Below are 10,914 nucleotides of genomic sequence, written 5' to 3'. Positions count from 1 at the left end.
GCGTTTGGTGGCGATGGCGGAGGGGTTCCACACGTACCCATCCCGAACACGACCGTTAAGCCCTCTAGCGCCGATGGTACTTGGACCGCAGGGTCCTGGGAGAGTAGGACGCCGCCAAGCGAAACCCCATTGGGGTATTTTTTTTCGAAAATTGATAAGGGCCCTTAGCTCAGTTGGTTAGAGCGCACCTCTGATAAGGGTGAGGCCGGTGGTTCGAGTCCACCAGGGCCCATAGCAAGACCACAACAAGAAATACACCAGAGTATGGGGCCATAGCTCAGCTGGGAGAGCGCCTGCCTTGCAAGCAGGAGGTCAGCGGTTCGATCCCGCTTGGCTCCACCATTCCCTGATAGCTCAGTTGGTAGAGCACTCGACTGTTAATCGAGTTGTCACAGGTTCGAGCCCTGTTCGGGGAGCCAGTAAGGCCCGTTGGTCAAGGGGTTAAGACACCTCCCTTTCACGGAGGTAACAGGGGTTCGAATCCCCTACGGGTCATAATATGGAGGCTTAGCTCAGCTGGGAGAGCATCTGCCTTACAAGCAGAGGGTCGGGGGTTCGATCCCCTCAGCCTCCACCATATAACTTTATAACGACGCGGGGTGGAGCAGCCCGGTAGCTCGTCGGGCTCATAACCCGAAGGCCGCAGGTTCAAATCCTGCCCCCGCAATTATACTTTCCTTTGAGAAAGTGATCTGGAACCGTGGTGTAGTTGGCCTAACATGCCTGCCTGTCACGCAGGAGATCGCGGGTTCGAATCCCGTCGGTTCCGCCATTTTTTTTTAATGTAGTAAGGCTCGGTAGCTCAGTCGGTAGAGCAGAGGACTGAAAATCCTCGTGTCGGCGGTTCGATTCCGTCCCGAGCCACCATTTATAACACCATGTAATACGCCGGTGTAGCTCAACTGGTAGAGCAACTGACTTGTAATCAGTAGGTTGGGGGTTCAAGTCCTCTCGCCGGCACCATGTAATCCTGGAGGATTAGCGAAGCGGCCAAACGCATCAGACTGTAAATCTGCTCCCGTACGGGTTCGGTGGTTCGAATCCATCATCCTCCACCAGTTTTTCTATGAGTCATTAGCTCAGTTGGTAGAGCACCTGACTTTTAATCAGGGTGTCGAAGGTTCGAGCCCTTCATGACTCACCATTATATGCGCGTGTGGCGGAATTGGCAGACGCACTAGACTTAGGATCTAGCGTCTTTGACGTGGGGGTTCAAGTCCCTCCACGCGCATCCCTTATTTGCGGAAGTGGCTCAGCGGTAGAGCATCGCCTTGCCAAGGCGAGGGTCGCGGGTTCGATTCCCGTCTTCCGCTCCAATTTTTTGCGCCCTTAGCTCAGCTGGATAGAGCGTTTGACTACGAATCAAAAGGCCGGGAGTTCGAATCTCTCAGGGCGCGCCATTATAACTTCATATTTTGCCGGCGTGGCGGAATGGCAGACGCGCTCGACTCAAAATCGAGTGGGAAACCGTGGAGGTTCGAGTCCTCTCGCCGGTATAGATAACGGGATGTAGCTCAGCTTGGTAGAGCACCTGGTTTGGGACCAGGGGGTCGCATGTTCAAATCGTGTCATCCCGATTGTTGTTATGCGGGTGTAGTTCAATGGTAGAACTTTAGCCTTCCAAGCTAATAGCGTGGGTTCGATTCCCATCACCCGCTTATATATTGAAAAAGAAAGAGACGGTGAATACCATCTCTTTCTTTTTTTTGCATTCACAGGCATATTGATTATGAATGTATATGAAGATCAACGGATTATATGGCTGATTAGTATGTACCAACATGTATTCCATCCTCACGATATATTCCCCCTTTTTTAAGTCTGTTCTTAGTCATTGTGGAAGTGTTCAAATAGAGAAGGTCTAACACATGTTCGAACACAAGAATATCTTTTCTTTATCACAATTTATAAAAACGCTTACAAAAATAGCTTGCGTAAATCATTAACCTGTAATACCATATCAATTAAGCGCTTAACCTTTAGGGGTAAGGCGCTTAAACTTAACTTAGATTAAGCGCTTAACCCGTAAAGGAAAGGACGGCGATCAATTCATGAATACAATTCGACTAACGATGGCTCAGGCACTGCTTCGATACCTGGATCAGCAATATATCTCGGTTGACGGGGTGGAAACCAAGTTTGTGAAGGGAATCATCGGTATTTTTGGACATGGCAATGTAACAGGCATTGGAGAAGCGCTGGAGCGCAGTCCGGGAAGCCTGACGTATATGCAAGGCAAGAACGAACAAGGCATGGTGCATACGGCAGCGGCTTATGCCAAGCAGAAGAACCGTAGACAGATCTATGCATGTACTACATCCATTGGACCTGGTGCTTTGAATATGATTACGGCGGCAGCTACTGCAACGGTGAACCGAATTCCGGTTTTATTGCTTCCTGGAGACAACTTTGCTACACGGGAACCGGACCCGGTACTTCAGCAGTTGGAAGTGAGCAGTGATTATACAATCTCAGCCACTGATCCATTCAAAGCCGTCAGTAAATACTGGGATCGCATCGTTCGTCCCGAACAGTTGATGATTGCTGTTACACAGGCCATGCGTGTGCTAACCGATCCAGCAGAGACGGGAGCAGTAACGCTCGCACTGCCGCAGGATGTGCAGGCAGAGGCGTACGATTACCCAGAATCGTTCTTTGCCCGCAAAGTACATTATCTGGATCGTCGCCCCCCAGTACAGGCAGCCATTGAACGGGCAACGGAGCAGATTGCCCGAGGCAGAAAGCCGCTGCTCGTTGCAGGCGGCGGTGTGTTGTACTCTGAGGCGTCCGTTCAACTCGTGGAGTTCGCCGAGGCATTTGGTATTCCGATCGCCGAGACGCAGGCGGGCAAGAGCGCAGTTTCTTGGGACCACCCACTGAATGTGGGGGCAATCGGGGTTACCGGCTCTCTGGCAGCCAATAGGCTGGCGAGAGAAGCGGATGTGGTGATCGGCGTCGGTACTCGGTTCTCTGATTTCACGACGGCGTCCCGCTCTGCTTTTCAACATCCGGAAGCTTCATTCATCAACATTAACCTGAACGGCATGGATGCCGCCAAGTTAGGCGGGGAAGCCATTTTGGCAGATGCACGCGAAGGGTTGCAGGCTTTGCAAAAGGAATTGCAGGAAAGACAATACCGCAGTGCATATGGTGCATCCGAAATCGCTGATCTCCGCGCTGAGTGGAATGCAGAAGTGGATCGTCTGTATGCAGCTCAACATGAAGCAGGGCTGGCACAGACTACAGCAGTTGGCATCGTTAACCGAACCATTGATCCATCCTCCGTCATAGTGTGTGCGGCGGGCAGTCTGCCAGGCGATCTGCATCGTCTGTGGCGTGCGGCTGAACCAAAGACGTATCACATGGAGTATGGGTTCTCCTGTATGGGGTACGAGGTAAGTGGAGCGTTCGGAGCAGCACTTGCCGAGCCGGATCGTGAAGTGTACGCCATGGTAGGGGATGGTAGTTATCTGATGCTGCATTCGGAGTTTGTGACCAGTTTGCAGGAACAGAAGAAGATGACTGTCCTCTTATTCAACAACAATGGATTCCAATGTATTCATAATTTGCAGCGGGAACATGGTAGTGACGGGTTCGGCAATGAGTTCCGTTATCGGGAATCCGAGAGTGGACGACTGACCGGGGATTACATGCCAATGGACTTTGCAGCTCACGCCCGAAGCATGGGAGCCAAATCCTATAGAGCGGAAACGGCAGAACAGCTGGAACAAGCACTCCGAGATGCGAAGAACGAAACAGTAAGTACGTTGATTGAGATTCCGGTCGTGCCTGGAACCAACGCAGGTGGATACGAGTCATGGTGGAATGTGGGTGTACCTGAGGTATCTGCCGAAGAAAAGGTAGTTCATGCTCATCACACCATGCAAGCCAACCGTGCCAAAGCAAGACCGATTTAATCCGGTTTAATATAGTGAATCACAATGTTGAACGACAAAGGAGACGTGGGGCAATGAGCAAGCTGCCATTCCAGCTTGGGATTCATCCGATCAATTGGGTCGGTGAAGATGTGAAGGAGCATGGTGATGCGACAACGTGTGCACAGATTCTGGATGACATTCAGCGTCTTGGGCTGACAGGCACAGAGATGGGACGTAAGTATCCAACCGATCCCGCTATATTGCGTGAGGAATTGAGTAAAAGGAATATCAAGCTGGTCTCCCAGTGGAAATCCGTACTTTTCTCCGACCCGGCATATCGTCAGTCGGAGCTGGACAGTTATCGCAAACATGCGGAATTTCTCCAATCCATGGGCAGTAAGGTAATCAGTACGGCAGAGGTAGGCGGGTCACTTCATTTTGATCCAAGACGGACACCGAATGAAAAAGAAGTGCTCAGACTGAGCGAATCTGAATGGCATATCCTCGCTGAAGGATTGAACGAAGCAGGAGCTATTGCCCGCGAACATGGGTTGAAGCTTACGTACCATCATCATGGAGGCACAGTGGTAGAGCAACCGGATGAGATTGATCGACTGATGGAGCTGACAGACCCTTCTCTCGTGTACCTGCTCTATGATACTGGTCATGCCTATTATGGCGGAGCCGATCCACTTGAACTGCTACGCAAACATTATGATCGGATCGCCTATATCCATCTGAAAGATATCCGCCCGCATGTGCTGGATGAAGCACGCGCGGAGCAGTCTGACTTTGTCGGTTGTATTCGTAGAGGAGTGTTCACCGTACCAGGAGATGGATGCATTGATTTTGCACCAATTCTGCAAGAACTGATCACACGAGGGTACGATGGCTGGGCGATGCTTGAAGGAGAGCAGGACCCTGCGATTCATAACCCGTATGAGTATGCCAAACGCTCCCTGAACTATATGGAGTCGTTATACCAACACAGCTGATTCGTTCAGCATTGCAGCGGTCAGATGCTGCACCTATGAAGTGAAAAAGGAAGAAGGCCAGCAAGAGTATAAAGTTACGATTGGAAAATAAAACTGACTTACTCTAGCCGTTTACGAGTTCTTACGATGGAATGAGTAACTAGTCTAGATATCGATATACAACATGGAAAATCCCACTACAGAAAGGGGCTCACATGCAATGACTTACGTATCCTTTCCGGTATCCAGGAAGAAGGATTTCACCGCGATTGGCCGCTTGTGCATCGACTTGAACGCCAATGAGATCAATCGCCCGATGGAAGAGACGATGACGTTTACGAAGTATGTAGGTGGCTCTCCGGCCAATATTACGATTGGCATGTCCAGACTGGGTATGGAGACGGCTTTTATCGGTAAGATCGCGGGTGACCAGATGGGCAGATTCATCCAGAGTTATTTGGAGAAGAACGGCATCGACACATCAAATGTAGTTACAGATGACACTGGAGCGGTGACAGGGCTTGCTTTTACCGAAATCAAAAGCCCAACGGATTGCAGTATCCTGATGTACCGGGACAATGTAGCGGATTTGTTATTACAGGCGCAAGAGGTACAAGAGCAGTTGATTGCTGACTCCAAAGTGCTGTTAATCTCAGGCACAGCCCTCGCGCAGAGCCCATCCCGTGAAGCCGTATTACAGGCACTAACGTATGCAAAAAAACATGGCACAGTTATTGTGTTTGATCTGGACTATCGCCCATACACATGGACATCGGACGAAGAGACAGCGGTCTATTACAACCTTGCAGCCGAGAAATGCGATATCATCCTCGGCACACGTGAAGAGTTCGACATGATGGAGACATTCGACCACAATCCGGATCATAGCGATCAGGTGACTGCACAGAAATGGTTTGATTTCTCAGCGAATATTGTAGTAATCAAACACGGCAAGGAAGGGTCCATTGCTTATACGCGTGAAGGGCTTTCCCATCGTGCGGACAGCTATCCGGCAAAAGTGGTCAAAACGTTCGGCGCAGGCGACTCTTACGCGGCTGGGTTCCTGTATGGATTGATGCAGGGCTGGACAATTGAGCGCAGTATGGCGTATGGCAGTGGCGCAGCAAGTATCGTTATTTCAAGCCACAGCTGTTCGGATGCAATGCCAACGGTGGAACAGGTGAATGACTACATTGAACGTTGCAATCGGGGCGAGATTACCGTGTCTTGAAGCACGTTGCAATACTTTGAACAACGTACTCATACAGATCTATAACAATGAACATGTTGAACATAAGGGATCACACATAAGCGAAGGGAGACAGGGCTATGGGAAAAGGAATTTCTGAAGCGTCTGCAACAGCGACAATGGTACAAAACTGGATCGGAGGTGCCTGGGTAACCCCAGCGTCAACTCGCACGGACCCAGTGGTGAATCCGGCTACAGAAGAGGTTATTGCACATGTGCCACTGTCCGAACAAGCGGACGTGGATCTGGCGGTTCAGACAGCACGAGAAGCGTTCAAATCCTGGAGCAGCACACCGGTTCCGCGCCGTGCACGTATTCTGTTCCGCTACCAGCAGCTGCTGGTTGAACATTGGGAAGAGCTCGCTCGCCTGGTGACACTGGAGAACGGTAAAAGTTATGCCGAAGCGTACGGCGAGGTATTACGTGGCATTGAATGCGTCGAGTTCGCGGCAGGTGCCCCGAATCTGATGATGGGCAAACAACTGCCTGACATCGCGACAGGACTGGAGTCGGGCATGTACCGCTACCCAATCGGCGTAATTGGGGGGATTACCCCATTCAACTTCCCGATGATGGTGCCGTGCTGGATGTTCCCGCTGGCTATTGCGTGTGGTAACACCTTTGTCCTGAAGCCGTCCGAGCGCACACCGCTGCTGGCAGGCCGCCTGGCAGAGCTGTTCAAGGAAGCGGGGCTTCCGGACGGTGTGCTCAACATCGTTCACGGTGCACATGATGTCGTGAACGGGTTGCTGGAACATAAGGATGTTCAAGCGATCTCCTTTGTCGGATCACAACCTGTAGCTGAATACGTCTACACCACTGCATCCAAGCATGGCAAACGGGTACAGGCACTCGCGGGTGCCAAAAACCACTCCATCGTTATGCCGGACGCCGATCTGGATCTAACCGTGAAAGAGATTACCAGTGCAGCTTTTGGTTCAGCAGGGGAACGTTGCATGGCATGTGCGGTTGTTGTGGCTGTGGGTGATGTGGCTGACGAACTGGTACAAAAGCTGGTGGAAGCGGCAGACCGCATTACCATTGGTAACGGCATGGATGAGGGCGTGTTCCTCGGTCCTGTCATCCGTGGACCACATAAAGAGCGTACACTCAGTTACATTGAAGCCGGAGAGCAGGAAGGCGCGGCATTGATTCGGGATGGACGTAAGGATCAGGCGACAGGTGAATCCGGTTATTTTGTAGGGCCTACGGTATTCGACCAAGTTGATAGCAATATGAAAATCTGGCAGGATGAGATCTTTGCTCCGGTACTCTCGGTGGCAAGAGTGTCTACGCTGGAGGAAGCCGTTGAGCTGGCGAACCGTTCCGACTTTGCCAACGGGGCGTGTCTGTTCACCCGCAGCGGAGCGAGTATGCGTCAATTCCGTGAAACGATTGATGCGGGCATGTTGGGTATTAACCTGGGCGTACCTGCACCAATGGCATTTTTCCCGTTTTCCGGTTGGAAAAAGTCCTTCTATGGTGATCTACATGCCAATGGTACGGATGGTGTTGAATTCTACACTCGCAAGAAGATGGTAACGGCGCGCTGGTAACAACCAGAGCATCACTCGGGCTAAGGGGAACGCCCAGCCCATATGGACGCACATAGGGAGGATAACGGAATGGGCAAGGACAAAGTGAGAATTGGCATCATCGGTGCTGGACGGATCGGCAAAATTCATGCAGACAATCTCCTGCGTAACCCGCATGCCGAGATTGTGGGAATCAGTGACTTATTTGCAGGTCCTGAATTGGAGGCTTGGGCCTCCAGTCGTGGCATCCCTGTTGTAACAACGAACAGCAGCGAGTTGATCTCGATGCCTAATGTAGACGCGGTGCTGATCTGTTCTTCAACAGATACACATGTGCCGCTGATCGAACAGGCCGCCCAGGCGGGCAAACATATCTTCTGCGAGAAGCCGGTCAGCATGGATCTGGCACAGACCCAAGCGGCTGTAGCGGCAGTTCAGAAGGCTGGCGTGAAGCTACAAATTGGATTTAACCGCCGCTTTGATCACAACTTCAGACGGATACGTACGCATGTGCAGGATGGTACGATTGGTGATCCACATATTATCAAAATTACGTCTCGCGACCCGAGTCCACCGCCTGCGGAGTATATCCGGGTGTCTGGCGGGATCTTCATGGACATGATGATCCACGATTTTGACATGGCCCGTTATCTGTCCGGGAGTGAAGTGGAAGAAGTGTACGCTCAGGGCAACGTGCTGATCAATCCGGTTTTTGCGGAACATGGTGACGTGGATACAGCGATTGTAACGATGACTTTTGCCAATGGAGCGATTGGTGTTATTGATAACAGCCGTCAGGCAGTATACGGATACGATCAGCGTGTTGAAGTATTTGGCTCGAAGGGCAGCGCCGTAGCGGCGAATGATCATCCAAATACGGCTGAGATCAGTACAGCGGCCGGGCTTATGCGCGACAAACCGTTACACTTTTTCCTGGAACGCTACAATGAAGCATATGTACAGGAGACAGCCCTCTTTATCGATGCAATCATTCATGATACACCGGTTATCGTTGATGGCCACGATGCAGTACAGGCAGAACGAATTGCACTGGCAGCAAAAATGTCCATGGAGCGGGGAAGACCTGTGAAGCTGAGTGAAGTTCCTGGGATGTCACTGGAATCGCAAACGGCAACGCCATAGTGGATGATTAAAGTCACTTTTTTCTAATAGAGCGTAAGAATGGTCCAAGTTTTTGTTTTTTATAAGTATCAGGTTGTTGTGGACGATTACAGAAAGGAGTGGATGACAAGATGTCAGAACGTATTGTGAAACCCGTGGTCAACCCGGAGGGAGACGGTACACTTATAAACGTAACACCGGAGTCGGCGGGGTGGGAATATGTTGGCTTTCAGGTAGCGAAGCTGGCGGAGGGGGAGACGCTAACCCGTGAGAGCGGTGATCAAGAACTCTGTGTGGTGCTTCTCAGTGGTTTCGCCAATGTAAGTACCCGGGAGCACACATGGGATAATATCGGAAAAAGAATGAGTGTTTTCGAGAAAATACCTCCGTACTCGGTCTACGTCTCAACTTCCGATCAAGTACAGATCACAGCACGTACCGAACTGGAAATCGCTATATGTGTTGCACCCGGTAAAGGAACGCACCCGGCTCGTCTCATTGCACCCGAAGATGTAGGGGTAGAGGCGCGAGGGTATGGTAATCTGGAACGCCAGATTCACAACATTTTGCCGGAACAGAAGGAAGCGGACAGTCTGCTCGTTGTTGAGGTATTCACACCAGATGGGCATTGGTCCAGTTACCCGCCACATAAGCATGATCGGGACGCACTCCCGGATGAATCTTTGCTGGAAGAAACGTATTATTTCCGCGTGCAGCCTGAGCAGGGGTTTGCCATTCAGCGTATATACACGGATGATCGTTCTGTGGACGAGACGCTAGCAGTGAAGAACGGAGAAGTGGTGTTTGTTCCGGACGGATATCATCCGGTAGGCGCTCCTCCGGGGTATGAAGTCTACTATCTGAACGTGATGGCTGGACCAACCCGGACCTGGAAATTCCATAACGACCCTGACCATGAGTGGTTGATGAAAAAGTAAAGCAGTTTATGCTACGCACATTGTGCTGGCTTCAAGTTGCGTATGCAGACTTCCCCCTGCATAATGAGAAGAAGAGAACAATTATCTATGTATAACGAAATTTATATATAGCACAAATGGGGAAAAACAATGAAAGCAACCATATACGATATAGCACGCGAGGCGGGTGTATCCATTGCAACCGTCTCGCAGGTTATTAATGGCAAAGGCAAGATCAGTGAAAAGCGGCGTGCCGAGATTATGGAGATCATGGAACGCCTTCACTATCAACCCAGTGCGATCGCAGCTGCACTTACAGGGAAGCAGACGTATACATTGGGGCTGCTCGTACCGGACATCTCAAACCCGTATTTCGCAGAACTCGCAAGAGCCGTGGAGGATCGAAGCCGTCAATTGGGTTACAGCGTGGTCATCTGCAGTACGGATAATAAGGACGAGCGGGTAGAGCGTTACCTGAATCTGCTTCAGCAAAAAAGGGTCGATGGCATGATGATCGGAACCGGGATCGATAATGCAGAAATTTTGTCACCCCTCTTGCAGCAGTCTATCCCTGTCGCTTTGATTGCCCGTCATATGCCATCCCTGTCGGTTCATACAGTCACCATTGACGACATACTTGGCGGAGCACTCGCAGCGGAGCATCTGCTTGAACTTGGGCACACCCGTGTAGCGGTTCTGTCGGAACCGTCCAAAGTCAGCAGCAGTCAGGAACGTGTACGTGGATTCCGTGAAACCCTGATTAAGGCAGGTCATACGCTGGAACCGAATCAGATCCGAGAATCGGCAGCTGACCTGAGCTCGGCCAAAAAAGAGGCGCTATTGCTGCTCGGTGAGAAGGATCACCCGACAGGTTTGTTCTGTTGTAATGACATTCAGGCCATCGGTGCACTTCAGGCAGCCAAAGAGCTGGGCCTACGCGTGCCAGAGGATGTGTCGATTATCGGGTTTGATAATACCATTCTGGCTTCGGTAACCAGTCCACCGCTTACGACCGTTGCCCAGCCAATTGAAGAACTGGGACATCGCGCTGTAGATCTGTTGATTGAAGAGTTAAAGGATGAACAAAAAGAGCCACAGAAGATTGTGCTGAAGCCTGAGCTGGTTATCCGAGAATCAGCAGGTCGTGTATTGAGCTGAAAACAAATAGTTTTCGGTGTACGCTGAACAGACGTGAGGCCAAGTCTACGTGTGTATATTCATGCTCGGGATAAGGGTTAT

General features: G+C 50.9%; 7 protein-coding genes, 17 tRNA genes and 1 rRNA gene. All 25 read left to right on the top strand.

From position 1 onward, the window contains the following. The first annotated feature begins 3 nt into the window (after positions 1 to 3). Positions 4 to 120 (top strand): 5S ribosomal RNA (gene rrf / locus EL84_RS06885). Positions 121 to 158: 38 nt separating this feature from the next. Further along, positions 159 to 232: transfer RNA gene (locus EL84_RS06880), tRNA-Ile, on the top strand. A 34-nt stretch (positions 233 to 266) separates the two neighbouring features. Continuing rightward, a tRNA-Ala gene (locus EL84_RS06875) sits at positions 267 to 342 on the top strand. A 1-nt stretch (position 343) separates the two neighbouring features. Next, positions 344 to 419, top strand: a tRNA-Asn gene (locus tag EL84_RS06870). 4 nt (positions 420 to 423) lie between these two features. Further along, positions 424 to 495: transfer RNA gene (locus EL84_RS06865), tRNA-Glu, on the top strand. Between the two features lie 6 nt (positions 496 to 501). Then, positions 502 to 577, top strand: a tRNA-Val gene (locus tag EL84_RS06860). Between the two features lie 16 nt (positions 578 to 593). Beyond that, positions 594 to 667: transfer RNA gene (locus EL84_RS06855), tRNA-Met, on the top strand. A 27-nt stretch (positions 668 to 694) separates the two neighbouring features. After that, a tRNA-Asp gene (locus EL84_RS06850) sits at positions 695 to 772 on the top strand. A gap of 19 nt (positions 773 to 791) precedes the next feature. Next, positions 792 to 867 (top strand) — tRNA-Phe (locus EL84_RS06845). 20 nt (positions 868 to 887) lie between these two features. Continuing rightward, positions 888 to 963 (top strand) — tRNA-Thr (locus EL84_RS06840). 9 nt (positions 964 to 972) lie between these two features. Then, a tRNA-Tyr gene (locus EL84_RS06835) sits at positions 973 to 1,058 on the top strand. A 10-nt stretch (positions 1,059 to 1,068) separates the two neighbouring features. After that, positions 1,069 to 1,144, top strand: a tRNA-Lys gene (locus tag EL84_RS06830). A gap of 6 nt (positions 1,145 to 1,150) precedes the next feature. Next, a tRNA-Leu gene (locus EL84_RS06825) sits at positions 1,151 to 1,231 on the top strand. A 10-nt stretch (positions 1,232 to 1,241) separates the two neighbouring features. Continuing rightward, positions 1,242 to 1,316 (top strand) — tRNA-Gly (locus tag EL84_RS06820). A 7-nt stretch (positions 1,317 to 1,323) separates the two neighbouring features. After that, a tRNA-Arg gene (locus tag EL84_RS06815) sits at positions 1,324 to 1,400 on the top strand. A gap of 17 nt (positions 1,401 to 1,417) precedes the next feature. Further along, positions 1,418 to 1,496: transfer RNA gene (locus EL84_RS06810), tRNA-Leu, on the top strand. A gap of 7 nt (positions 1,497 to 1,503) precedes the next feature. Continuing rightward, positions 1,504 to 1,577 (top strand) — tRNA-Pro (locus EL84_RS06805). A gap of 10 nt (positions 1,578 to 1,587) precedes the next feature. Beyond that, positions 1,588 to 1,658 (top strand) — tRNA-Gly (locus EL84_RS06800). Between the two features lie 393 nt (positions 1,659 to 2,051). Further along, on the top strand, positions 2,052 to 3,917 hold the full coding sequence (gene iolD / locus EL84_RS06795; RefSeq protein ID WP_036608001.1) for a 3D-(3,5/4)-trihydroxycyclohexane-1,2-dione acylhydrolase (decyclizing): 1,866 nt from the start codon (positions 2,052 to 2,054) through the stop codon (positions 3,915 to 3,917). Positions 3,918 to 3,970: 53 nt separating this feature from the next. Continuing rightward, on the top strand, positions 3,971 to 4,873 hold the full coding sequence (gene iolE, locus EL84_RS06790; RefSeq protein WP_047841172.1) for a myo-inosose-2 dehydratase: 903 nt from the start codon (positions 3,971 to 3,973) through the stop codon (positions 4,871 to 4,873). 199 nt (positions 4,874 to 5,072) lie between these two features. Further along, entirely contained in the window at positions 5,073 to 6,083 is a 1,011-nt protein-coding gene (gene iolC / locus EL84_RS06785; protein ID WP_047841171.1) for a 5-dehydro-2-deoxygluconokinase, read from the top strand. 98 nt (positions 6,084 to 6,181) lie between these two features. After that, positions 6,182 to 7,657, top strand: coding sequence for a CoA-acylating methylmalonate-semialdehyde dehydrogenase (locus tag EL84_RS06780; RefSeq protein WP_282319683.1), 1,476 nt, complete (start codon positions 6,182 to 6,184; stop codon positions 7,655 to 7,657). 69 nt (positions 7,658 to 7,726) lie between these two features. After that, a complete protein-coding gene (iolG, locus tag EL84_RS06775) occupies positions 7,727 to 8,779 on the top strand; it encodes an inositol 2-dehydrogenase (RefSeq protein WP_047841170.1) in 1,053 nt (350 codons plus the stop codon). 110 nt (positions 8,780 to 8,889) lie between these two features. Continuing rightward, complete coding sequence (gene iolB / locus EL84_RS06770; protein ID WP_047841169.1) at positions 8,890 to 9,696, top strand: 5-deoxy-glucuronate isomerase; 807 nt, start codon at positions 8,890 to 8,892, stop codon at positions 9,694 to 9,696. 129 nt (positions 9,697 to 9,825) lie between these two features. Further along, positions 9,826 to 10,833 (top strand): LacI family DNA-binding transcriptional regulator, encoded by a 1,008-nt coding sequence (locus tag EL84_RS06765; RefSeq protein WP_036607987.1) that lies wholly within the window; start codon positions 9,826 to 9,828, stop codon positions 10,831 to 10,833. Positions 10,834 to 10,914: the final 81 nt, after the last annotated feature.

It is taken from the genome of Paenibacillus sp. VT-400 (assembly GCF_001029205.1).
GTDB classification, from domain to species: Bacteria; Bacillota; Bacilli; order Paenibacillales; family Paenibacillaceae; genus Paenibacillus; species Paenibacillus amylolyticus.
Note: the sequence above shows the minus strand (reverse complement) of the source record. Positions and strands in the feature narration are given on the sequence as shown.